The sequence below is a fragment of the Thermotoga maritima MSB8 genome (assembly GCF_000008545.1).
GTDB classification, from domain to species: Bacteria; Thermotogota; Thermotogae; order Thermotogales; family Thermotogaceae; genus Thermotoga; species Thermotoga maritima.
This window is the reverse complement of record NC_000853.1, coordinates 170,084-194,944: the sequence shown is the minus strand read 5'-3', so window position 1 is coordinate 194,944 and position 24,861 is coordinate 170,084. Positions and strand designations below refer to the sequence as shown.

Here is a 24,861-nt window from a genome sequence, read left to right as displayed (position 1 = left end):
GGTGATTTTAACACGCTTTGAGAAACAATTTCAAAGTGTTATTATTTGGATAGTGAGGAGGTGAAAATATGAAAAGGGTGCTCATCTGGTCGGCTCTGATCACAGCTGGTATTCTCGTACTGATTTCTGGATGCATCCCGGTGCCCATTCCCATCGATCTTGGAAACCTCGGTATCGAGCCTCAGGTGTTTGAGATCCCGGCGGGAAGTTCTTCTACACTAGAAACAACATCGGCAAGTTTCACAGTCAAAGCAGAAGATGTGAAAAATGCACAGCAGAAAGCAGGAGTTCCCGGAACGGTACACTTCCACAACATCGAAGTGTCCGGAAAGATCACGGTTGAAGGAGATCTCAGATTCGTTGGATTCATAAGATTTGCGCTTGAGGAGCCATCATCTACGCCCACAACCGGTGATGTGACTATCCGTATTGACACCTCGCAGGAGAGCGAATACTCTTTTCCCATCTCTGCCGATGATTCAGATGCTCTGAGAACAGCCCTCAACAGAATAAACAACGGCGAAGATGTCACTCTATGGGTGATTTTTGGTCAAAACGAATACGAGTCCACCACTGGTGCCACCGTCACGGTCACCATCACCAACGTAAGGCTCTGGGTCACCTGGACCGCCTGGTAAAACGAAAGCCCCTCTTTTCGAGGGGCTTCATTCTTCGTCGAATGAAAGTTCCATGTAGTCTGCTTTCACACCCGGAAGTTTGTTGAGTTTGTCACACAGTTCTCTGTGCTGCTCAGGACTTCCCACAAGTTCAAGAACTATGAGACCCGCTTCTGAGCAGTTATCGAGAACACCATCGTGAAGGCCGAGTCTTGTCTTGATCAGACAACCCCAGGCCGTGAGAATCTTCTGAACTTTCTCTGCCGTTTCTCTTCTGTTTTCCACAAGGATTGTCATCACAGTTTTTATAGGAAGTTTTTCCGCCACGAGATCACCCCCTTGTTACTATTATAACAAAAGGTGATCTATAAAAAAACAAATCCCCGGGCGCTACCTACTCTCGCATGGGGCTGCCCCCATACTACCATCGGCCCAGGGCGGCTTAACGGCCGGGTTCGGAATGGAACCGGGTGTTTCCCGCCCCAGTATCGGCACCCGGGGATACTTCGAAGGGTCACTGGAAACTGCATAGGGGATTTCGGAGGTCAAGGCCTCGGCCGATTAGTACCGGTGGGCTCAACGCTTGCGGCGCTTACACCCCCGGCCTATCAAGGTCCTCTTCTCGGACCGGCCTTACTCCCTTAACGGGATGGGAGGCCTAATCTTGGGGCGCGCTTCCCGCTTAGATGCTTTCAGCGGTTATCGCTTAGGGGCGTAGCTACCCGGCGTATGCCGCTGGCGCGACAGCCGGTACACCAGAGGCCCCCTCCTCCCGGTCCTCTCGTACAAGGGAGGACCCCCCTCAAGCCTCCTACGCCCGCGGCAGATAGGGACCGACCTGTCTCACGACGGTCTGAACCCAGCTCACGTACCCCTTTAATGGGCGAACAGCCCAACCCTTGGGACCTGCTTCAGCCCCAGGATGGGATGAGCCGACATCGAGGTGCCGAACCCCGCCGTCGATGTGAACTCTCGGGCGGGACCAGCCTGTTATCCCCGGGGTAACTTTTATCCGTTGATCGACGGCCCTTCCACACGGGACCGCCGGGTCACTAGGGCCGGGTTTCCCCCCTGCTCGGCCTGTCGGCCTCGCAGTCAGGCCGGCTTATGCCCTTGCACTCTGCGGTGGATTTCCAACCCACCTGAGCCGACCTTTGCACACCTCCGTTACCTTTTAGGAGGTGACCGCCCCAGTCAAACTGCCCACCTGGCACTGTCCCCACCCTGCTCTTCACAGGGTCAGGTTAGGACTCCAGTGCACCGAGGGTGGTATTCCACTGGCGGCTCCACCGCCCCTGGCGAGGCGGCTTCACAGCCTCCCACCTATGCTATACACGATGCACCAGAGCCCAATACCAGGCTGCAGTAAAGCTCCACGGGGTCTTTCCGTCTAGCCGCGGGTACTGGGCATCTTCACCCAGACTGAAATTTCGCCGGGCCCCCCGCCGAGACAGTGCCCCAGTCGTTACGCCATTCATGCAGGTCGGAACTTACCCGACAAGGAATTTCGCTACCTTAGGACCGTTATAGTTACGGCCGCCGTTTACCGGGGCTTCGGGTCGGAGCTACGCTCCCACAAGGGGAGCCTCACCCCTCCCCTTAACCTTCCGGCACTGGGCAGGCGTCAGTCCCTATACTTCCTCTTTTCGAGTTAGCAGAGACCTGTGTTTTTGGTAAACAGTCGCCAGGGCCTTGTCACTGCGACCGCCTCGGGCTCCCCCAGTTTCCGGGTTGCCCCTTCCCCTGGGTTCACCCTAACGCGGCACCCCTTCTCCCGAAGTTACGGGGCCAATTTGCCGAGTTCCTTGGCGAGGGTTAACCCGCTCCCCTGAGCCTTCTCAGCCCGCCCACCTGTGTCGGTTTGCGGAACGGGCACCTACGGTCTCAAGCGGTACGCGAGGTTTTTCTCGGCAGTGTGGGGTCAGCGCCGTTGGTCCCCGAAGGGACCTCCCCATCACGGCTCAGGCTCGGGGCGCGGATTTACCTACGCCCGTCATCGCCCTAACCGCTTGGAGGGGCATGCCACTTGCCCCCGGCGCCTACCCTCCTGCGTCACCCCTCGTACCATCGACCGCAGGTGGCGCCGGAATATTAACCGGCTTCCCTTCGGCTACCCCTTTCGGGTTCACCTTAGGGTCCCGGCTAACCCTGGGCGGACGAACCTTCCCCAGGTACCCTTGGGCTTACGGGGGGAGGGATTCTCACCCTCCTTTCGCGTACTCATGCCCGCATTCTCACTTCCGCCTCGTCCAGCGGCCCTCGCGGGTCCGCCTTCACCCTACAGCGGAAAGCTCCCCTACCGCCAGTACCTCCAGCGGAGGTACTGACCCGCGGCTTCGGGGGGTGGCTTGAGCCCCGTTACATTTTCGGTGCAGAGCGCCTCGGCTGGTGAGCTGTTACGCACTCTTTAAATGATGGCTGCTTCTAAGCCAACATCCCAGCTGTCTTAGGCGCTCCACATCCTTTACCACTTAGCCACCTCTTCGGGCCCTTAGCCGGCGGTCTGGGTTGTTCCCCTCTCGTCCGCGGAGCTTATCCCCCGCGGGCTCACTCCCGGGCTTTGTGTGCAGGGATTCGGAGTTTGACGGGGTTCGGAGGAAACCCCCCTAGCCCCATCAGTGCTCTACCCCCTGCACAGACCGCCCGAGGCTGCACCTCAATGCATTTCGGGGAGAACCAGCTATCACCGGGTTCGGTTAGCTTTTCACTCCTACCCCCAGGTCATCCGAGGACTTTTCACTGTCCACCGGTTCGGGCCTCCAGTGGGTTTTAACCCACCTTCACCCTGCCCAGGGGTAGCTCACCCGGCTTCGGGTCTGCCGCCGGTGACTGAGCGCCCTGTTCGGACTCGCTTTCGCTACGGCTACGCCTTCGTCGGCTTAACCTCGCCACCGACGGCAACTCGCGGGCTCATTAATCAAAAGGCACGCCGTCACCCCCAAATGGGGGCTCCGACTTCTTGTAGGCACGCGGTTTCAGGTCCTCTTTCACTCCCCTTCCGGGGTGCTTTTCACCTTTCCCTCACGGTACTGGTGCGCTATCGGACGGCGGGTAGTATTTAGCCTTGGAGGGTGGTCCCCCCAGCTTCCCACGGGATTCCACGTGTCCCGTGGTACTCGGGAGCACGGCCCAGGGAGTCCCTCCCCTTTCGCCTACGGGGCTGTCACCCTCTCCGGCCCACCTTCCCAGGTGGTTCGGCTAGAGGAGGGATTTGTAACTCCCCGGCGAGTCCGTGGCCTCGCCCGGCCGTGTCCCACAACCCCAGCGTGGCAACGCCCACGGGCTTTGACACCACGCTGGTTTGGGCTCCTCCCCGTTCGCTCGCCGCTACTAGGGGAATCTCGGTTGATTTCTTTTCCTCGGGGTACTGAGATGTTTCACTTCCCCCGGTGTCGCACCGCCTTTCGGCGGCGAGTGGCCTCAACGGCCACCCAGGTTTCCCCATTCGGGAATCCCGGGATCAACGCCTGCTTGCGGCTCCCCCGGGCTTATCGCAGCTTGCCACGCCCTTCATCGCCTCCCGCCGCCAAGGCATCCACCGCGTGCCCTTAGTACCTTGACCTCCTACTTTCCCCTATGCAGTTTTCAATGACCCTTCACCTTGGTGGAGACGAGGGGATTCGAACCCCTGACCTCCTGCTTGCAAAGCAGGCGCTCTCCCAGCTGAGCTACGTCCCCACCAATGGTGGGCTCGGGTGGACTCGAACCACCGACCTCACGCTTATCAGGCGTGCGCTCTGACCGACTGAGCTACGAGCCCGAGCCATTGGAATATGGATAGCAGCCCCCATTCATCTCCTAGAAAGGAGGTGATCCAGCCGCACCTTCCGGTACGGCTACCTTGTTACGACTTCGCCCCCCTCGCCAGGTTCTCCCTCGACACCCCCCCTCCCTTTCGGGTTGGGGTAGGTGTCTTCGGGAGCCCCCGACTCGGGTGGCGTGACGGGCGGTGTGTACAAGGCCCGGGAACGTATTCACCGCGGCATGGCTGATCCGCGATTACTAGCGATTCCGGCTTCACGCAGGCGGGTTGCAGCCTGCGATCCGAACTGAGGGCGGCTTTGGGGATTGGCTCCCCCTCGCGGGGTCGCAACCCATTGTACCGCCCATTGTAGCGCGTGTGTCGCCCAGGGCATAAGGGGCACGAGTACCTGACGTCATCCCCTCCTTCCTCCGGCTCGTCGCCGGCAGTCCCCCTAGAGTGCCCGGCCGAACCGCTGGCAACTAGGGGCAGGGGTTGCGCTCGTTGCGGGACTTAACCCAACACCTCACGGCACGAGCTGACGACGGCCGTGCACCACCTGTGCCGGCTCCCAGTCCCGAAGGACTGGGTCCCTACCCCTTTCGGGGAGGTACCACCGGCATGTCAAGCCCTGGTAAGGTTCTTGGCTTAGCATCCAATTAAACCACACGCTCCACCGCTTGTGCGGGCCCCCGTCAATTCCTTTGAGTTTCACCCTTGCGGGCGTACTCCCCAGGCGGCCCACTTAACGCGTTAGCTTCAGCACGGAGGGATTACCCCCCCACACCTAGTGGGCATCGTTTACAGCCAGGACTACCCGGGTATCTAATCCGGTTTGCTCCCCTGGCTTTCGGGCCTCAGCGTCGGGGTCGGCCCAGGAGACCGGCTTCCCCACCGGCGTTCCTGCCGATATCTACGGATTTCACCCCTACACCGGCAGTTCCGTCTCCCTCTACCGCCCCCAAGCCTGGTAGTTTCGGATGCAGCCCCACGGTTGAGCCGTGGGATTTCACATCCGACACACCAGGCCGCCTACGCCCCCTTTACGCCCAGTAAATCCGGGTAACGCTTGCCCCCTACGTATTACCGCGGCTGCTGGCACGTAGTTAGCCGGGGCTTTCTAGCGGGGTACCGTCATCGGTAGGGCATTTCCTCCCTACCTTATTCTTCCCCCGCCACAGCGGTTTACACCCCGAAGGCTTCGTCCCGCACGCGGCGTCGCTGGATCAGGGTTTCCCCCATTGTCCAAGATTCCCCACTGCTGCCTCCCGTAGAGTGGGGCCCGTGTCTCAGTGCCCCTGTGGCCGACCACCCTCTCAGGCCGGCTACCCGTCGTCGGCTTGGTGGGCCGTTACCCCACCAACTACCTGATGGGCCGCGGGCCCCTCCTCCGGCGGGGCAAACGCCCCTTTCCTCCACCAACTTGCGTTGATGGAGCGTATGGGGTATTAACCAGGGTTTCCCCTGGTTATCCCCCTCCGGAGGGCAGGTTACCCACGTGTTACTCACCCGTCCGCCGCTGGGTACTCCTCCCCGAAGGGAGTTTCCCCCGCTCGACTTGCATGTGTTAGGCACGCCGCCAGCGTTCACCCTGAGCCAGGATCAAACCCTCCATATAAGATTCGATCCAGGCTCAACAAACTGGGGGGCTGCTATCCATATTTCAATGACCCGGGGACAAAAACCTTGAAGTTTGCTTCGACTCTGAGTTCGTAACTTCTCTTTCCGGGTTTTATTCTTCTTTTTCCGCTTTCTGAAGACCCTTCATCTCAACGTCGCCGAGATTAATAATAGCATCCCCTTCAACCTCTTTCAATTAAGAAAAAGATACGATAAAGTAACATCAAGATTAATCTGATACCTCGAGCGTGGGTGGATCGACCCGAACAATCGCATCGATTCCCAGTATTCTCAACGCTTTTTCCAGTTTCGGAAGTACTCTCTCCAAGTCTTCTGTTTTCACAATGAGATGGTGCCTGTAGAATCCTCTCAGTTTGAAAACCCAGTGCTCGACGGGTCCAAGAACCTCCTCGCCTTTCAGAAATTCTTTTAGAGAAGTCAGAGAATTCTTTCCAACTTCCGGATTCTTAGACTTCACAGCAACCTGAATGAGGTGACGATATGGAGGATAACCAAGGGCTTTTCTTCTTTCGAGTTCTTCGGCATAAAAACCGTTCACATCTTCTTCCAGAGCTTTTCTGATGATCGTGTCCTCCGGGTTGTAAGTCTGGATAATCGCCTTCCCCTGATCTCCTCTTGATGCTCTCCCAAGTGCCTGAACGACCAACTGAAACGTACGAAGCGAAGACGAATAATCAGGGTTGAAGATTAAAGAATCCACATCCATGATACATACGAGACCTATTTCGGGTACACTGAGACTCTTTGTGATCAACCTGGTTCCAACGAGTATATCTATCTCGCCTCTGATCAATTTGTCTATGTAACTTTCCAGCTCCATGATATTATCGACAACCTCTCTATCGACTCTCGCTATCCTGCGAGTCGGAAAGTACCTTTTCAGTTCCCTTTCCACTCTTTCTGTTCCCGCTGTTCTTCCGACGAGACGCCCTCCACAGCGAGGACAGGATTCAACCAATCCGTACTCACGCCCACATTGATGACATTTCAAGGAATGCGTATCTGAATGGTACACCAGAGACACATCACAATTTTCACATTTGAGCACGTACCCACACACTTCACACTGGACGCGGCCCCAGAAACCTTTTCTCCTTACGTAGATGAGAACTCTCTTGCCTTCCTCGAGGGTCTCCTCTATTCTGTCAAGGGTCTTTTTCGCAAAACTTCCTATCTTCTCTTCATTTCGCATATCGACAACTTCCACAGACAAACTCCCGAACCTTCTCGTAAAATTGAACGTCCTGATGCGACCCTCTTTTGCCTCTCTGTAGGTCCACAAATCCGGTGTTGCAGAAGACAGAATTATGGGAACATCGAAAACTTCAGAGATTTTCCTTGCAACCACGATGGCATCGTAAGAAGGTCGAGTGTGTTGATAAAAACTCTCATCGTGTTCTTCGTCGACTATCAAGAGAGAAAGATTCTTAACTGGAACAAAAACAGCACTGCGTGTTCCCAAAAGCACATCGATTTTTCCACTAGCCGCTTTGTACCACTCCAGATTTTTCCTCGCTCTGGAAAGGTAGCTGTGATAAATCCCTATTTTCAAGTCCGGGAAGGCTCCCTTCAGACGTGAAAGCGTGTGGGTGAGGACGGAAACTTCCGGTACGAGGAAAAGCACAGTTCCTTTCCTCGAATACACATCGATCAACTCGAACAAAGCCTCGGTTTTTCCACTTCCAGTAGGACCAAAAAAAAGATTTTCCTTCGAGATATTTCCTTTGAAATCACCGCGAAGGATCCTTCTCTTTTTTGGAAAAACGTCACCACTCACTATTTCTACTATATTCTTCCTTTGAAGAGTTTCAATCACACTCTTTGAAACCTCCAGATCCTCCAGCAGCTCCTCAAGAGGGACCCCATCGTTGAATTGAAGGTATTCCACCACCATTCTCTGCTTCACAGTTAGATGTTCTCGAATAATTTCACTTATTCTCTTCTTCAGAAACAATCGCTTTTTCACACGAGGTCTTGGCTCTTTCACATAGAAATTTTTCTCCACCCTCACCAGGCCTTTTTTCACCATTTCTTTCAGAGCTTTTTCCCCGAAATTTTCAAGAAAATCGCGCAGAGTCATCCTGTCGAAATCCAAAAACGGGCTTTCCGAAACAACCACTTCCTCTTTGTAATCGTCGATACCCTGTGGGAAAAACAGATCGAAAACCATTCCTAAGGGTGAGAAAAACCTTTCAGACACCCATTTTGCTATTTCCACGTGTCCTTCGCTTAGAAAACTTTTACCGTCCCTTTCACTGGGCGTTGCTTCGTTTTCGTGGGAAAGCGATCGTTCCAGTACGTAACCCTTGACTTTTCCGTTTCGCCAGTTCAACCACACTCTTTCTCCTATCAAAAGCTCTTCCGAAGAGAAAACATTCAGCACTTTTCCCGAACCGGAGACAGCCACCTTGTAGTACATCTCACAACTCCTCCAGTTCTTTGAACCCTTCTCCAAGGGCCTGTCTCACTTCCTTGATTATGACGAAGGCTTTTGGATCAGCCTTCTTTATGAACCTGATCAGTTCGTTCAATTCCCTTCTCCTCACCACCACCAGAAGTATCTTCCTTTCTTTGCCGGTGTAAGCTCCCTTTGCGGGAATGTAAGTAGCCCCTCTTTGAAGAACGTTCAGCACAAAGTCTTTTATATCATCGCATTTTTCAGAGATAATGATCACCTCACTCGACTGTTCGATACCTCTCATCATGAAATCCACCATTATACCGTTCAAAATAACTCCAAGAAGTGCGTACATACCTGTTCTGGCACTGAAAACAAGTCCTGCAAGCACCGCTATCGCGACATCCACCATGAGCAGCCCCGTTCCCATAGATATCCAGAAGTACTTGTTCAGAATCCTGGCCAGAATATCCGTTCCCCCTGTGGAAGCGTTCTGGGAGAAAGTTATGGCAAGTCCGGAAGCCGTGAGGATGGTTCCAAAAAACACGGCAAGAAACAGATCATCACCGGTGTACTTTGGAAGGGGAATAATGCGGTCGAAAAGATCCACGAAGAAGTTAAAAACAAAAGTGCAATAAATAGTCTTCGCGCTGAAATCGAAACCTATCGTCAAGAAAGCTATCAAAAAGAGCAAACCGTTGAGTATGTACATCCACACACCAACGGGGATCGGTACGAAACTGTGAAGTATTATCGAAAGTCCACTCACTCCACCAGCCGCTATATCGTTCGGTATGAGGAAAACAACGAGTCCAACGGCAGTGATCAACGTTCCAAGAGTACTCAGCACGTACTCTTTGATTTTTTCTATCAACTTCTTTCACCTCCACGAGAGAAATCAGAGGGAGGAAGAAGAGATGAAGACCTTACCACCCAAAGGAACGTTCAGTACCTCGGCAACGAAATCACACTTTGCTGTCAGGAGGAAGAAGAGATTCTTTTTCTCCTCTTCGTAGAGACCTTCGAAGTTTCCCTGGCCTTTGGAGATCACAACATCGAACTCAAAGAATGCCTTTCTGAACTCCTCACTTGCTTTGTCAAGCATGACACCAGGTTCGTCCACTCCAGAGCTAATAACAGTGGCGATCTCTTCCAGACCGATGTACTTTGCGTCCTCGATGGTTGCATCGTTGATAATGGGTTTGCCACGAACCGCCACAACTACCTCCAGCGATGGATTCTCCATCTTCAGGACTTCTATGAAGAACTTGTCAAACACGATTTCTCCTGCGTTGTCAGCCACATAGAACAGAGTGGAAGCGTTCATCAACACATTCCTGAATTTCTCGAAGTCTTCTCTGTCGAACGGCCTTTCGTAAACCTCGTGCAGTTTTTCAAAGATTTCATCAACACTCCATCCCGGTATCCCGAGATCTATCAGATTCCCAGAAACAGCGAGCTTTGCGGCGGAATACACAGGGTCAGGAGAGTTCAAAATTTCTGGCCTGAACATTTCAACGAGTTTTATGGCCATATCGTTCGATCTTCTTTTCTCCTCTTTGAAAGGATCTTCTTCCTTTATGTACTCCATTATGAACCTGTGAACCTCTCCGTTAACTTCGAGAGGCTTCATACCCCACTTCATCTCACTCATAATCCTGAAAACTTCTCTGAAGATCACCCATCTCTTTTCGGGAGAAGTGATGGTTTTCTTCAGAAGATTCTCCGCCTGTCTGAGACTGCAGATCAGACACCTTTCGTCAGCCCTCAGATACCTCATCGTCGATCTCCTCCAGCTTCTTGATTACGATATCGATCAAATCCTTAACCTTCCGGATTTTCGATATTTCCTCATCTTCTATTCTCAAGGCAAATTCATCCTCGAAGAACATCACAAGATCTATCACGTCTATCGAATCGAATCCGAGCTCTTTGAACGTGTTTTCCTCATCAACCGTTTCAAGATCTTTTCCCATTTTCTCTGACGCGATTTCGACAAATTTCGCAATGAGCTTTTTTCTTTCCACGTGAAGTCCCCCCATGAAATCCTATCACAATTTTAAAGGGGGCCGAAGCCCCCGTTTATCAGAACAGGTGAACGTGTTTGAATATGGAGACAGCTATCACCGAGACCACCGACATGATCTTTATGAGAATGTCAAGAGAAGGTCCAACGGTGTCCTTGAGAGGATCTCCAACCGTGTCTCCTATAACCAGCGCTTTGTGCGGCTCGGAACCTTTTCCGTACCCTTCCAAATTACCCGCTTCCAGGTACTTCTTCGCGTTGTCCCAGGCTCCTCCAGAATTGGCCGTCAGAATTGCGAGCATCGCACCACTGAGGACCGTTCCTATCAACACTCCTCCAACAAACTCCGCTCCGAGGAGAAAACCAGTCACAAGCGGTGTGAGAATCGCTATGAACGCAGGATAACCCATCTGCTTCAGAGCGTTGTCGCTTGTGATCTCAATACACCTGTTGTAGTCAGGCTTGGCCTTACCTTCCAGCAGTCCTGGGATCTCTCGAGCCTGTCTTCTGATCTCATCCACCATCTTCATAGCTGCCTTGGTAACTGCCGAAATAAGATATCCACTGAAGTAATATGTGATGGCTGCACCAAGGAGGGCGCCTGCTATGACCCTCGCATCGAGCATGTTCAGAAGAAGCACGAGTGAAGGAGGCTTCCCAATATCAGAAGGACTGATCTGGGAGAACATGTAAGACGCAAAGAGCGAAAGCGCTGCAAAGATAGCGGATCCTATAGCGAATCCTTTTCCTATGGCTGCGGTGGTGTTACCGACCGCGTCGAGGTGATCCGTGATCTTCCTGACTTCGGGATCCAGTTCACACATTTCGCTTATTCCGCCCGCGTTGTCCGCAATGGGACCGTAGCTGTCAACAGAAACGGATGTTGCAACGAACGAAAGCATTCCAAGCGCGGCAATCGCCACACCGTAGAGACCCGCAAAATAATCAGCAAAAAGAATACCAAGAACAAGTGTTAGAGTGGGAGGAAACACGCTCTTCATACCAAGCGAAAGTCCGTTCGAAATGACCATTCCGGTTCCTTCGATAGAAGATTTACTCAGAAACTGGGTCGGTTTGTAGCGATAGCTCGTGTAGTACTCGGCCCAGAATCCTATGAGAATCCCTGAGAAGATGCCTATGATCGCTGAGAACCAGGGTGAGATGGCTCCAAATCGGAATCCGACTACATCGAGTCCCTGAAGATCTTTCAGATAGAAATACGTCAGAAAGGCTGTGAGGACAACTGTGAGCAGCGCGGATGTCCAGAGGCTGATGTTGAGTTCTCTTTGAGGATTATCAGATGGCTTCTTTACGATCACATAGAGTATTCCAAGCATCGAACAGCCAAGACCAACAAGAGCAAAGAAGATAGGATAGCTGATGAGCGCCTGTATCGTCTCCTTCGGTACCTGATGTACCAGATTCTCACCTATCTTCTGAACGTAGATTGGGAACATGTAAGAAGCGAGGATTATGGAAGAAACTATCGCTCCAACAAAGCTCTCCAAAAGGTCCGCTCCGAGCCCCGCAACGTCTCCCACGTTGTCTCCCACATTGTCTGCGATCGTTGCCGGATTCCTGGGATCGTCTTCCGGGAGGTTCAATTCGGTTTTCCCAACGAGGTCGGCTGCCATATCAGCGGCCTTCGTGTAAACTCCTCCACCGACCCTATCGAACATGGCAATGATTGAACATCCAAGGGCGTATCCAGAAACGGTCATCGCAAAAGGAACAAAGTTTATTCCAAGCCAGTTCGTGTATATGTTCAGATTGTCCACCTGTCCCATCCACTTTCCGAAAATCAGATACACCAGGACGAGTCCAAGCAGAGCGAATCCACCAACGGAAAGACCCATAACGCTTCCGCCTTGATACGCCACTTTCAAAGCGGGACCTATCTTCTTTGTGGTTCTTGCAGCCTCCGCCACCCTGACGTTTGCCCTGGTGGCCATCTTCATTCCCACGATACCAGCAGATGCACTCATAACGGCTCCCAGGAGAAACGCCACACCCGTCTGCCAGGTTGTGAAAATCATGAGGAGTATCGCTATGACGATGGCAACTTTGAAAATAGCTTTTGTTTCGTGTGCAAGGAAGGAATCTGCTCCACTTCTGATGTAGGAGGAAATCTCTTTCATCCGCTCGGTCCCCTCTGGTTTTCTGACGACGGCTGCGAAGTTTGCGGCAGCAAAACCGAGTGCAACAAGCGGAATTAAAAAGAAAAGAGCAGCCACATACATTACCCCTCCTCCATGAGAGATTTTATTTCTTCATATAAAAGCCTCAGAGTTGCTTGATAATCTTCCTCTCCCCTTTCCACCTTATCCATGATCTCCTCTAATCTTCGTGTGGTCTCTTCTGTGACGTATTTCTCATAACGCTCTTTCAGATAGGAATAGACCATCACACCAAATCTGGTTGGTCGAACTCTCTTGTATTTGTCTTCGTACACATAGCCTCTTCTGAAAAGTACCTCTACTATTTTTGCATAAGTAGAAGGTCTTCCAATACCTCTTTTCTTCATTTCTTCCACAATAGAAGCCTGAGTGAAGAGAGGAACGGTGTGTTTTTTGTAAAACTTTTTTTCTTTTATCTTGTAGGTTCTGTGTTCAAATCTTGGAGAAACTGTTAACGGCACGAAGAGATTCCAGCCGTCTCTCAAAATCTCGACTATCTGTTCTATTCCCATCCGCTTACCATCCACATCGACTGTCACGATCTGTTTTTTCACCTTCACAGCCGCGGATTGACTGGCAAGAAAGCGGTTGAAGATGAGTTCATAAACTCTCAAATGTTTCTTGGTGAGATCGGCTATCAAACCTTCTTCGATCATCTCCTCAAGTTCCCTGGCATCTATAGGCTTCACGGGCCTTATCGCCTCGTGAGCGCCTTCTGTTGACCAGCTTCTTCCCATGAATATATCCTCTTTTCCTATCTTCCTGAGGTAGGTTCGCGCGACGTTCTGACCCTCAAGAGAAATTCTTGTTGAATCCGTTCTGTGATAGGTGATGAAACCTTTTTCAAAAAGATCTTGAAGGATGTCCATCACTTCTTGAACACCGAGCCGCAATTTTTGTGAAATCTCTGATAGTGCCGAAGATGTTGTGTATGGTGGTAGCGGATTTTTTTCTTCTTCGGCTTCCTGTAGTTCCACAACGGTTACCACATCGTCTGCGATTTTCCCTTCGACTTCCAGATTCACACCGTTTTCCAGAACAAGGAGAGTGAAATCTTTTTCGCTCTTTTTGTATTCTTCTTCTCTCTCTACTATCCATCCCAGAACGGTGGATTGCACCCGGCCTGCCGAGAGATTCGATCTTCCAAATCTTTTCTGCAGTTTTCCACTGAGTTCAAACCCTATCCACCTGTCCTGCACTCTCCTCACGATCTGTGCCTTCACCAGATTGAAATCAACGAACCGGACGCTTTCCCTTGCCTTTTTGAAACCGTACCTTGTGATTTCGTGCATTTCTATTCTCCTCAAAGATCTGGTGGACGGAAGAAGATACTGAGTCACATCCCAGGATATTTTCTCTCCTTCAACATCCGGGTCTGTTGCCACAAGGATTTCATCTGCCTCCAGTGAAATCTCTCTTAGAGCTCTGAGCGTTTCTGTCTTATCATCTATGTTTTTCGAAGAACATACAGGACACTCATCCCTATCCTCCGTGAACTGGTATCCACAATCTCTGCATCTTTTCAGAGAGTTGTACACGGGAACGAATTTTCCATTTTCTTCCTCTACTCCGTGAATTCCTCCCTTTGTAACAAGATCGTAGACGTGTCCCCTCGTCGCGGTGAAGAGTATCACTCCCTCGCCTGTCACCGCTTCATGGACAATTATGTTTCTCTCTTTCCGAGAAGAAGCCCTTCCAAGGAATCTGGAGAGTGTTTCTGCTTTGGTCGGAGACTCCACGATGATCAGAAGGGATCTTGACGTGTCGGTCAGTTCCCTTTCGCTTCTTCTCCTGCTTTCCTCTACCTCGTGAACCAATTCTTTCCAGTTCGCTTCGGCCTCTTCTATTATTTCTTCTTCTGCGATGAGAAGGAGTCTTGTTTTCAGCGATTCGAAAATCTCCTCGTCTTCTTCGAAGATCACAGAAACACCCTTGACCAGCACACCGTTCAGTATTCTGGAGGATCTCCCAGACGCTTGTATGTAGGTGTAAACATCTGGGATGATCAGCTCCAGGTCTTCATCTTTAACAACCACTCCTCTGAACATTTCTTTCACTTTCTCAACGAATTCTTTTTGAGTTAAATGCTCTTTCGCTATCTTTCTGAGCTCCTCGACATCTGGGTTCTCCTGAGCTTTTATCAAACCCATTTCCTTTAAAACCCTGGCAAGAACAAACCTCGGTGCTTTGTCGAGTTCCAGTGAAAATCTCATGGAAGGAGTTCCCCAGAAGATCACGTATTTTATTCTTTCGGGAAGATCGACACCTCTCGTCAGTTTTCCGTAGTACGCCTGAACACCTATCAGAATGTTGATCTTTCCCACTTTGAAATCTTCGAAATTCTTCTCAAATTCGGACCAGGTCTCTCCCACATTGAATTTGAATCTTTTCAAGTACTCATAAAGCTCTTTACCCTCCTCTTCAGTTTGTGCGAAGATCAATATCCCATCTCTGAAAATCTCCAGCAGCTCTACCAGTTTTTCTTTCGATCTGGAGGAGATCCTGACATGGGTGATGTTTCTTGCTACCGAAACCAGCCTTCCGACGGTGAAATTGAGGAGGTCTCTGAAGAGAAGGGGCCTTATACCACGCGGTTTGGCGGTGGCAGAAGAAACCACAAGAATACCTGGCTTCAGGTTCTTTGGCCTTTCGTAAATCTTTCCCTGCTTTATAGTCGAGAAAGCCTTTCTTATGATCTCTTCCGGTATTCCAACCATCATGAGCAAAGTGTCTATGTTCCGGGAGGCCTTGAGAACAGCATCCACATCGTCCACGAAAACAAAGTCAAATCTTTTTTGGGAAAGCTTTTCTCTGTTTTTCGAAACGAACTGAGTGGAGAAAACCAGGATATGGTAATCGTCTTCTTCAAAGCTTTTCTCGAACTTTTCTTTTTCTTCTTTTTTCATTGAGGAATAAAAACCGAAGATTTTCACCTTTTCATCGGCAAGCTTTTGAAGCCTTTCGAGAGTTTGCTTCACCAGAGTAACCGTTGGGAAAACGAGAGCGGATTTTTTTCCTTTCCTTGCCAGCCACAGGGCCGTCATCATCCCAAAAGTTGTTTTCCCCACACCGGTTGGTGCAACCATTGTGAAACTCTTTCCCTGAACGATCCTCTTTGCCCACAACCTTTGATAACCCGTCAAATCCTTCCCGAATTTTTTCTTGAAGAAACTCCTGAAATCTTCGTACTCGTTCCAGAATTCATGATAGAAGCGATACTCCTTCAGAGTCTTTCTTTCAAGAAGGGCCCTATAAATGTCAGAAGGGGAATCTTCGGGAAGACAAACTTCACAAGGAAGTCCCCTTTCGTTTCTTTCATCGGTGTTCAATCCCCCACAGTTGATACAGGAATGATGGTATTTGGAATTCACTGCCAACTTCTCAGATACCTCCTCTGTTTCTCTGTCAGCTCATCTATCTTTACTCCCAGAGAATCCAGTTTCATCCTGGCCACTCTTTCGTCTATTTCATCTGGGAGCATGTAAACCTTCGGTGACATCTTTCTGTGATTTTCAAGAAGATAAAGCACGGCGAAGATCTGAAGTGCAAAGGACAGATCCATTATTTCTACTGGGTGGCCATCTCCCGCTGCCAGGTTGACCAGCCTTCCCTCCGCAAGAAGAAAGACTGTTTTACCGTTCTCCAGAGTGTATCCTGTCACGTTCGGCCGTGCTTCGAACTTTTCAACCGCAATTTCTTCCAGTACCCTCACCGGAATCTCCACATTGAAATGCCCAGCGTTTGCCAGAACTGCCCCGTCTTTGAGTGAAAGGATATCTTCCTTTGAGAGAACGTCGGTGTTTCCTGAGGCCGTTATCACAAAGTCGGCAATCTTCACGGCCTCCTTCATAGGCATAACTGTGAACCCGTCCATGATCGCTTCGACGGCCTTTACAGGATCAACTTCTGTCACGATCACCCTGGCTCCTAGTCCCGCTGCACGGAGAGCGATCCCTCGTCCACACCAACCGTATCCCGCCACCACAACGTTTTTTCCAGCAACGAGAAGGTTCGTGTTTCTCATGATGGCGTCCCATGTGGACTGACCCGTCCCGTATCTGTTATCGAAGAGATACTTCATCTTGGAATCATTCACAGCGATAACGGGCACCCTCAATTTTCCTGTCTCTTCCAATGCCTTTAAACGTCTAACACCCGTCGTGGTTTCTTCGGATACCCCTTTGAGATTTTCGAGAACCTCTTCTCTTTCGGTGTGAGAAATCACCGTGAGATCTCCTCCGTCGTCTATTATGAAGTCTGGCCTTTCATCGAGAACTTTCATGAGATTTTCCCGGTAGATGCTCTCGTCGTGTGTTCTTCTCGCATAAACGGTTATTCCCTTTGATCTGAGCGCTTCCGCCACATCATCCTGTGTTGAAAGTGGGTTGCTTCCTGTGATCACCACTTTCGCTCCAAGCTTTGACAGAGTAATCGCGAGATAGGCCGTTTTTGCTTCAAGGTGTATGCTCATTCCAACGGTGAAACCAGACAGCGGCTTTTCTCTCGAATACTCCTCGGCGATTTTGTTCAGAAGGGGCATGTATCTGGAAACCCAGTTTATCTTCATTTCACCTGTGTTCATCGTACTTTTCCCTCCAGTATTTTTTCGAAGAACCTCAGAATCTTCGTACCAAAGAATTCTTTCGCACTGATCGGTTCTACTTTTATCACACGAAATCCGAAAATCTTACCAGTGAGCACATCTGTAAAAATCTGATCTCCTATCATCACACAGCGCTTTGGATCGATTTTTTCCTTTTTCAGGAATCTCCAAAGCTTCAGACTGAAAGGCTTCCCCGCCCTCCAGATGAACATGACTGGAAGATCGACCTTTCTTGGTTTTCCATTAGAAACAACTACCACACGAGCTTTTTTTGCCAGTTCGATTAACAACCTTCTCTTACTCTCTTCAAGTTTGCTCTCTTTCCACGGAACAAGAGTGTTATCGAAGTCAAAAAAGAAACAGGTGTAGCCTTCTTTCAAAAGACCTTCGAAGTCTATGTCTTCGACCCTTTCAACTCTTTCGACTTTCATGCCTCGCCGGGATTCTCCTTTACCTCGAGGATTTCAAGATCCACCATCTCTTTACATCCTTCAAGGAGCTTTATAGCCTCCTCAGGAAAAGGAGTGATAATTTTCAAAACTCCATCTTCGTATTTTCTGATGTTGAACATATGCTCTTCCACCTCAAGAAGGTAGTTCAGAAGGTGAACATCCTCTTTTGAAACCCTCACGTAAACATCGTATTCCATATCAAGAATTCCTCCTCACAATCTCGAAGGTAAGAACTCTCAAAGAAGCGGTTATGTCTATGTTCTCTACCGGGACAGATACCTTTATCTTCACGGGGGCGAAATTCAGAATCCCCTTGATGCCTGCTTTTTCCAATCTTTCAGCTATCTCCTGAGCGTGTTCAGCGGGAACGGCTATCACTCCTATTTCGACACCGTGCTCTTCAACAAATTTTTCGAGTTCACTCACATCACTCACAGTAAGGCCAGGAGCTGCTTCTTTTCCTATCTTTGACGGATCGCTATCGAAAATTCCTATTATCCTGAAACCCTTTTCCTTCATCACTGTGTAGTTCGCAACTGCTCTTCCTATGTTTCCAGCTCCCACAACGACCAGTTTCCACTCTTTCTTTACACCGAGGATCTCGCCAATCGCATCGTAAAGATGTTCCACGTTGTAACCAACCCCGCGCTTTCCAAACTCTCCAAAATATGACAGATCCTTTCTTATCTGACTCGCTTTGAGATCGAGCCTTCTTGCGAGCTCTTCCGAGGATACCACCTCTACACCCTCATCGAGGAGCCTTTCAAGGCACATGTAGTAACTTACCAACCTTTTTGAAACGGGCTTCGGTATCTTTTCCGCCATTCTATCACCTCATACCACGATATTTACGATTCTTCCCTTCACGTAAATGAATTTCCTTATTGGTTTGCCATCGACGTATTCCTTGACCCTTTCTCTTTCGAGGACGATCCTCTTCAGATCCTCTTCAGAGATATCCACAGGCACAACCACTTTGTCTCTCACCTTTCCATTTATCTGGATGGCGATTTCGACTTCCTCCACTTCGAGCGCTTTTGGATCGTAGGAAGGCCAGGACTGCTGGACAACAAGACTATCGTTTCCGAGATCGTGCCAGAACTCCTCTGCAAGGTGCGGTGCGAAAGGTGAAAGAGCGAGTGTGAGTTTCTCTACTATCTCTCGCAGGAGTTTCCTGTTCCATTCCTCCTGCGGTACACTGTTCAAGTACTGGCTCAGGTGGTTCACGAGTTCCATCAGACCACTTATAGCGGTGTTGAACTTGAATCCACCTTCTATATCCTCCGTTATCTTCTTGATAATACTGTGAAGCTTTCTTCTGAGTTCCTTTTCTGTGGAGTTTTTCAACACAAGATTCTCCGTGTTTTCTTCTTTCACAAACGGAAGAACCGTGTAGAAAGTGTTCCAGAGCCTTTTGACGAATCTGTGAACACCTTCGATACCGGCGTCACTCCATTCGGCGTCTTTCTCTGGAGGTGCCATGAAGAGTATGTACATTCTCAAGGTATCCGCACCGTATTTCTCTATCATCTCATCCGGGGACACCACGTTCCCCTTCGACTTGGACATCTTGGCACCGTCTTTGTAAATCATTCCCTGTGTGAAAAGGTTGGTGAATGGTTCGTCGAAATTGAGATAACCCAGATCGTGCAGTACCTTGGTTACGAATCTGGAGTACAGCAAATGCAGTACGGCGTGTTCCACTCCTCCAATGTACTGATCCACCGGTAACCAGTAGTTCACGTCATCAGGCTCGAACGGCTTATCCTCCAGGTGAGGATTCACGTATCTGAGGAAGTACCAGGAAGAATCAACGAAAGTGTCCATGGTGTCCGTTTCTCTCTGGGCTTCTCCGCCACAGACGGGGCACTTTGTCTTCTTGAAACCTTCGTGGAAAGAAAGAGGAGATTGACCCGTTGGAAGGAATTCCACGTCTTTTGGAAGTCTCACGGGAAGGTCCTCTTCTGGAACGGGTACAACACCGCATTTTTCACAGTAGATGATGGGGATTGGAGCGCCCCAGTATCTCTGCCTCGATATGAGCCAGTCTCTCAACTTGTACTGGACCGACCTCTTTCCAATGCCTTTTTCCTCGAGCCAATTTATGACTTTTTCTATTCCTTCGCTGCTCGGTGTTCCATCGAACGGTCCGGAGTTCACCATGATACCCTCGCCTTCGTAGGCTTCTTCCATCTTCTCCGGATCGAGATCTTTGTCTGCTGGTTTAATCACAACCTTTATCGGAATTCCGTATTTTTTAGCGAAGGAGAAGTCCCTCTGATCGTGGGCAGGAACTCCCATGATGGCACCCGTTCCATACTCCATGAGGATGTAGTTTGCCACGTAGATCGGTATCCTCTCGCCGGTCACGGGGTTTATGGCGTACCTTCCCAGGAAGAACCCTTCTTTCTCGGCTTCGACAGAGGTTCTTCTGAATCTATCCTGCTGCTTTACACGTTCAAGGAATTCCTGAAGCTCTTCTTTCTTCTCCTCAGGAACGAGCTCTTCAACAAGGGGAGACTCCGGTGCAAGAGCCATGAAAGTGACACCCCAGAGTGTGTCGGGCCTGGTTGTGAAGACCCTGATCTTTGTATCCGATCCTTCGACAGGAAAATCTATTTCCGCACCGGTGCTCTTTCCTATCCAGTTTCTCTGCATGGTCTTGACGTGCTCCGGCCATCCTGTGAGCTTGTCCAGGTCGTTCAGCAGTCTTTCCGCGTAATCCGTGATCTTGAAAAACCACTGTTCGAGGTGCCTTATGGTGACGCTCGTTCCACATCTTTCACATTTTCCGTCTTTCACCTGCTCGTTCGCAAGAACAGTTTTACACTTGGGGCACCAGTTGACAGCCGCCTTTTTCTTGTAGGCCAAACCATTCTTGTAGAGCTGGAGAAATATCCACTGGGTCCACTTGTAGTACTCCTCGTCGCAGGTCGCTATTTCTCTGCTCCAGTCGTAGCTTATACCGAGTTTTTTCACCTGCTGCCGAATGGTGGCAATGTTCTTCCTTGTCCACTCTTCAGGATGAATTCCCTTTTCGATCGCGGCGTTCTCGGCGGGAAGTCCGAATGCGTCGTATCCGAACGGGTGAAGGACGTTGTATCCTCTCATCCTCTTGTATCTTGCAACTATGTCACCTATGACGTAGTTTTTCACGTGCCCTACGTGGAGAGTTCCAGAGGGATACGGAAACATCACGAGGGCATAATACTTGGGTTTCTCAGACCTCTGAGGTGTATAGAAGACCTTCTTTTCTTCCCATACTTCCTGCCATTTTTTCTCTATTTCCTGTGGTCTGTATTCCTTCATGTCTACACCTCCTGATATTTCCTTCTCAAAGTTAATAATATCAGATTTTTCAGCCATTTGTGATAGAATTTTTCGGAAAGGAGCTGGAAGGATGAGGGTGGTACTGATAGTCCTGGACAGCGTGGGAATAGGTGAGATGCCCGACGCTCATCTGTACGGCGATGAAGGGAGCAACACCATTGTGAACACCGCAAAAGCGGTAAGTGGGTTGCACCTTCCAAACATGGCAAAGCTGGGGCTCGGCAATCTCGACGACATACCGGGGGTTGAACCTGTGAAACCCGCAGAAGGCATCTACGGGAAAATGATGGAGAAAAGCCCCGGTAAAGACACGACGACTGGACACTGGGAAATAGCGGGTGTCATCCTCAAGAAGCCGTTCGATCTGTTTCCGGAAGGCTTTCCCAAGGAACTGATAGAAGAGTTCGAGAGAAGAACGGGGAGGAAAGTCATAGGTAACAAACCTGCATCCGGTACGGAAATCATAAAAGAACTCGGTCCGATCCACGAGAAGACCGGTGCTCTGATCGTGTACACATCAGCGGACAGTGTGTTTCAGATAGCGGCAAAGAAAGAAATCGTTCCCCTGGAGGAACTTTACAGGTACTGCGAAATCGCCAGGGAACTTCTGAACGAAATGGGATACAAAGTTGCCAGAGTCATCGCAAGACCCTTCACGGGAGAGTGGCCCAACTACGTTCGAACACCCGAAAGGAAAGACTTCTCGCTCGAACCGGAAGGTAAAACACTTCTCGATGTCCTCACAGAGAATGGAATACCCGTTTACGGTGTTGGCAAGATCGCAGATATATTCGCCGGAAGGGGCGTGACGGAAAATTACAAGACGAAGGACAACAACGATGGAATAGACAAAACGATCTCACTCATGAAGGAGAAAAATCATGACTGTCTGATCTTCACAAATCTTGTGGATTTTGACACCAAATACGGCCACAGAAACGACCCCGTTTCTTATGCCAAAGCCCTCGAGGAGTTCGACGCGAGATTACCCGAGATCATGCATAATCTGAATGAGGACGACGTTCTTTTCATCACTGCAGATCACGGATGTGATCCCACAACTCCCTCAACGGATCACTCCCGGGAAATGGTCCCCCTCCTTGGATACGGAGGAAGACTGAAAAAAGACGTTTACGTTGGCATCAGGGAAACCTTTGCCGACCTGGGCCAAACCATCGCCGATATCTTCGGAGTTCCCCCACTTGAAAACGGAACCTCCTTCAAAAACCTCATATGGGAGTGAAAGATGAGACCATGGCATACCTCGAAGTTCTCAGGTATCTCTACCACAAAAGACCTATGGGAAAGGTGAAACCAGGTCTTGAGAGGATCTCAATGCTACTTTCAAAGCTGGGAAATCCCCATCTGGAATACAAAACCATACACATAGGTGGCACGAACGGAAAGGGTTCTGTTGCAAACATGGTCAGTAACATTCTGGTATCTCAAGGGTACAGAGTGGGATCATATTACTCCCCTCATCTGAGCACGTTCAGAGAAAGGATAAGGTTAAACGAAGAGTACATATCCGAAGAGGACGTGGTGAAGATCTACGAAACAATGGAGCCGATTCTGAACGAGCTCGACAAAGAAGAAATATTCTCCCCAAGCTTTTTTGAAGTTGTAACGGCGATGGCTTTTCTCTATTTCGCGGAAAAAAACGTTGACATTGCCGTCCTGGAAGTTGGTCTTGGAGGCAGACTGGACGCAACGAACGTGGTGTTCCCTCTTTGTTCCACCATTGTCACGGTGGACAGAGATCACGAAAAAACGTTGGGATACACCATAGAACAGATCGCATGGGAAAAATCCGGAATAATAAAAGAAAGAGTTCCCCTTGTGACAGGGGAAAGAAAAAGAGAAGCCCTCAAAGTGATGGAAGATGTTGCCCGAAAGAAGAGCTCAAGGATGTACGTCATCGACAAGGATTTTTCCGTTAAGGTTAAATCTCTGAAACTTCACGAAAACAGATTCGATTACTGTGGGGAAAACACCTTCGAAGATCTCGTCCTGACCATGAACGGTCCTCACCAGATAGAAAACGCCGGTGTTGCCCTGAAGACTCTTGAAGCAACAGGACTTCCGTTGAGCGAGAAAGCAATACGCGAAGGCTTGAAAAATGCGAAGAATCTGGGAAGATTTGAAATCTTAGAGAAAAACGGGAAGATGTACATCCTCGATGGAGCGCACAACCCTCACGGAGCGGAAAGCCTTGTCAGAAGCTTGAAATTGTACTTCAACGGCGAACCCTTGAGCCTGGTAATAGGTATTCTGGACGACAAGAACCGGGAGGACATTCTTCGAAAGTACACCGGAATCTTCGAAAGGGTCATAGTCACCCGTGTTCCTTCACCTCGTATGAAAGACATGAACAGCCTTGTTGACATGGCAAAGAAATTCTTCAAAAACGTGGAAGTCATAGAAGATCCCCTGGAAGCGATCGAATCTACTGAAAGAGCCACGGTTGTTACAGGATCACTGTTTCTAGTGGGATACGTAAGGGAGTTCCTGACAACCGGAAAGATAAATGAGGAGTGGAAACTATGATAGCGGGAATCTCTGGAAGGGTTTTGAAAAAGAGTGGAAACGTTCTTCTCGTAGAAACAAAATCCGGTGTCGTCTTCGAAATCGTCTGCGACGTTCAAACCAGTGAGGAAGTGAAAGAAGGCGGGGAATGTTTTCTTCACACATTTTTGAGCGTTTCACAGGATGGCATCACCCTCTACGGGTTTTCAAACGAAATGAAGAAGGAACTCTTCCTTTCTCTCACAAAGGTTTCCAGGCTTGGGCCAAAAACGGCCCTGAAGATCATCTCGAACGAAGATGCGGAAACACTGGTAGCAATGATCGCCTCTCAGGACGTGGAAGGCCTTTCAAAACTTCCCGGCATCAGTAAGAAAACAGCGGAACGGATCGTGATGGAACTGAAAGATGAATTCGAAAGTGCTGGAATAAAAGACATGAGAATCTATCATGAATCCTTAGAAGCCCTGGTATCACTGGGATACCCGGAGAAACAGGCAAGAGAAGCGGTGAAACAGGTGTACAGAGAGGGAATGAAAACATCCGAGTTGATAAAAGAAGCTTTAAAGTTTCTGAGTCACAGATAGTTTCTTTTCAATGTAAAGCAGAAAGAATCCAAGAGTTAGTGAGAGTACAAGACTCAAGACAGATGGCAGAACGACGTTTGTATTCATCTTTTTCGGAAGAACCTCGTAGAGAGACGCGAGAATCATCCCACCGATGAAACTGTAAGTTTCCTCCCGGAATCTTTTCAAAAGAAAGTTCATGATCTTTACGGAGACAAGAATTCCGGCGACAACTCCGATGGAGAATATCAAAAGTTCACCAATTATCAGGTGCGAAACCAGATAAAGAACGTGATCGTAAACACCGAAAATCAGAAGGATCAGCGAACCACTGATACCGGGCACTACCATGGCCGTAGCCGCTACAAAACCTCCCAGAACAAGAAGGAACATACTCTCCTTCGCAGTTGTTTCACCTGAAAAATGCAACATAAAAATCAAAAACATCCCAAGCAAGACAAAAAATATGTTCACAGGTTTGATCGAGAAATATTCCTTTGTTTTTACAAAGCTAACGATGATGAGTCCCAAAAAAAAGAAATGTGTCGGAACTGGATACTTCGAAAGAAAGATTTCTAAGAAGCGTGCTATACCAAATACTCCCACCAAAACACCAGCTCCCACAGGTATCAGCACCTTCAGAGATCTCGAATTTCCATGAAAAAAAGAATTCACGGATTCTATCAGTTTCTCATAGACACCCATGAGAACGGCGATTGTCCCACCGCTGACACCCGGTACCACGTTCGCTATTCCCATAAGAACACCTGAAAAGAAGAACCACAC

The 24,861-nt window shown here is 49.6% G+C and carries 17 protein-coding genes, 2 tRNA genes and 3 rRNA genes; 4 read left to right on the top strand and 18 right to left on the bottom strand.

Features of this window, described 5'->3' with window-relative positions; genetic code table 11:
- Window positions 1–68: 68 nt before the first annotated feature.
- Window positions 69–638, top strand: coding sequence for a hypothetical protein (locus TM_RS00905; RefSeq protein WP_004082815.1), 570 nt, complete (start codon window positions 69–71; stop codon window positions 636–638).
- 27 nt (window positions 639–665) lie between these two features.
- Here the strand turns inward: TM_RS00905 and TM_RS00900 are convergent, their stop codons facing one another.
- The 17 genes from TM_RS00900 to leuS all read right to left on the bottom strand — a co-directional run bounded on the left by TM_RS00900 (window position 666) and on the right by leuS (window position 20,965).
- Complete coding sequence (locus tag TM_RS00900; protein WP_004082814.1) at window positions 666–944, bottom strand: hypothetical protein; 279 nt, start codon at window positions 942–944, stop codon at window positions 666–668.
- Window positions 945–999: 55 nt separating this feature from the next.
- A 5S ribosomal RNA gene (gene rrf, locus TM_RS00895) occupies window positions 1,000–1,116 on the bottom strand.
- A 42-nt stretch (window positions 1,117–1,158) separates the two neighbouring features.
- Window positions 1,159–4,179 (bottom strand): 23S ribosomal RNA (locus tag TM_RS00890).
- Window positions 4,180–4,219: 40 nt separating this feature from the next.
- A tRNA-Ala gene (locus TM_RS00885) sits at window positions 4,220–4,295 on the bottom strand.
- Between the two features lie 5 nt (window positions 4,296–4,300).
- Window positions 4,301–4,377 (bottom strand) — tRNA-Ile (locus tag TM_RS00880).
- A gap of 42 nt (window positions 4,378–4,419) precedes the next feature.
- A 16S ribosomal RNA gene (locus tag TM_RS00875) occupies window positions 4,420–5,977 on the bottom strand.
- The 16S, 23S and 5S rRNA genes sit together here with 2 tRNA genes alongside, the layout of an rRNA operon.
- 231 nt (window positions 5,978–6,208) lie before the next feature.
- Complete coding sequence (gene priA, locus TM_RS00870; RefSeq protein ID WP_004082813.1) at window positions 6,209–8,419, bottom strand: replication restart helicase PriA; 2,211 nt, start codon at window positions 8,417–8,419, stop codon at window positions 6,209–6,211.
- 1 nt (window position 8,420) lies between these two features.
- Window positions 8,421–9,272: a YitT family protein gene (locus TM_RS00865; RefSeq protein ID WP_004082812.1), complete on the bottom strand. Its 852-nt coding sequence runs from the start codon at window positions 9,270–9,272 to the stop codon at window positions 8,421–8,423.
- 24 nt (window positions 9,273–9,296) lie between these two features.
- Window positions 9,297–10,178, bottom strand: a complete 882-nt coding sequence (locus TM_RS00860) for a damage-control phosphatase ARMT1 family protein (RefSeq protein ID WP_004082811.1) — start codon at window positions 10,176–10,178, stop codon at window positions 9,297–9,299.
- Window positions 10,159–10,425 (bottom strand): acyl carrier protein, encoded by a 267-nt coding sequence (locus TM_RS00855; protein WP_004082810.1) that lies wholly within the window; start codon window positions 10,423–10,425, stop codon window positions 10,159–10,161. The genes TM_RS00860 and TM_RS00855 overlap by 20 nt, the downstream gene beginning before the upstream one ends.
- A 58-nt stretch (window positions 10,426–10,483) precedes the next feature.
- Window positions 10,484–12,664, bottom strand: coding sequence for a sodium-translocating pyrophosphatase (locus TM_RS00850; protein ID WP_004082809.1), 2,181 nt, complete (start codon window positions 12,662–12,664; stop codon window positions 10,484–10,486).
- On the bottom strand, window positions 12,664–15,972 hold the full coding sequence (gene rgy, locus TM_RS00845) for a reverse gyrase (protein ID WP_227738432.1): 3,309 nt from the start codon (window positions 15,970–15,972) through the stop codon (window positions 12,664–12,666). The genes TM_RS00850 and rgy overlap by 1 nt, the downstream gene beginning before the upstream one ends.
- Window positions 15,969–17,183, bottom strand: coding sequence for an adenosylhomocysteinase (locus tag TM_RS00840; RefSeq protein ID WP_004082805.1), 1,215 nt, complete (start codon window positions 17,181–17,183; stop codon window positions 15,969–15,971). Before TM_RS00840 ends, rgy begins: the two co-directional genes overlap by 4 nt.
- A complete protein-coding gene (locus TM_RS00835; protein ID WP_004082803.1) occupies window positions 17,180–17,635 on the bottom strand; it encodes a YqeG family HAD IIIA-type phosphatase in 456 nt (151 codons plus the stop codon). Before TM_RS00835 ends, TM_RS00840 begins: the two co-directional genes overlap by 4 nt.
- Window positions 17,632–17,853: a DUF4911 domain-containing protein gene (locus tag TM_RS00830; protein WP_004082801.1), complete on the bottom strand. Its 222-nt coding sequence runs from the start codon at window positions 17,851–17,853 to the stop codon at window positions 17,632–17,634. The genes TM_RS00835 and TM_RS00830 overlap by 4 nt, the downstream gene beginning before the upstream one ends.
- Before the next feature lies 1 nt (window position 17,854).
- Complete coding sequence (locus TM_RS00825; protein ID WP_004082798.1) at window positions 17,855–18,481, bottom strand: redox-sensing transcriptional repressor Rex; 627 nt, start codon at window positions 18,479–18,481, stop codon at window positions 17,855–17,857.
- Window positions 18,482–18,490: 9 nt separating this feature from the next.
- On the bottom strand, window positions 18,491–20,965 hold the full coding sequence (gene leuS, locus TM_RS00820) for a leucine--tRNA ligase (protein WP_004082796.1): 2,475 nt from the start codon (window positions 20,963–20,965) through the stop codon (window positions 18,491–18,493).
- Window positions 20,966–21,056: 91 nt separating this feature from the next.
- Between leuS and TM_RS00815 the strand changes: the two genes are divergently transcribed.
- Genes TM_RS00815 through ruvA form a run of 3 tightly spaced genes read left to right on the top strand, consistent with a single transcriptional unit; the run spans window position 21,057 to window position 24,096 of the window.
- Window positions 21,057–22,229 carry a phosphopentomutase gene (locus TM_RS00815; protein WP_004082794.1) on the top strand — a complete coding sequence of 391 codons (1,173 nt, stop codon included), beginning with the start codon at window positions 21,057–21,059 and terminating at the stop codon, window positions 22,227–22,229.
- A gap of 11 nt (window positions 22,230–22,240) precedes the next feature.
- The gene (locus TM_RS00810; RefSeq protein ID WP_010865066.1) at window positions 22,241–23,533 is read left to right on the top strand and encodes a bifunctional folylpolyglutamate synthase/dihydrofolate synthase; all 1,293 of its coding nucleotides are present in this window, start codon (window positions 22,241–22,243) and stop codon (window positions 23,531–23,533) included.
- Entirely contained in the window at window positions 23,530–24,096 is a 567-nt protein-coding gene (gene ruvA, locus TM_RS00805) for a Holliday junction branch migration protein RuvA (RefSeq protein WP_004082791.1), read from the top strand. Before TM_RS00810 ends, ruvA begins: the two co-directional genes overlap by 4 nt.
- Here the strand turns inward: ruvA and TM_RS00800 are convergent.
- Window positions 24,073–24,861 carry a DUF368 domain-containing protein gene (locus TM_RS00800; protein ID WP_004082789.1) on the bottom strand — a complete coding sequence of 263 codons (789 nt, stop codon included), beginning with the start codon at window positions 24,859–24,861 and terminating at the stop codon, window positions 24,073–24,075. The two genes, ruvA and TM_RS00800, sit on opposite strands and share 24 nt — an antisense overlap.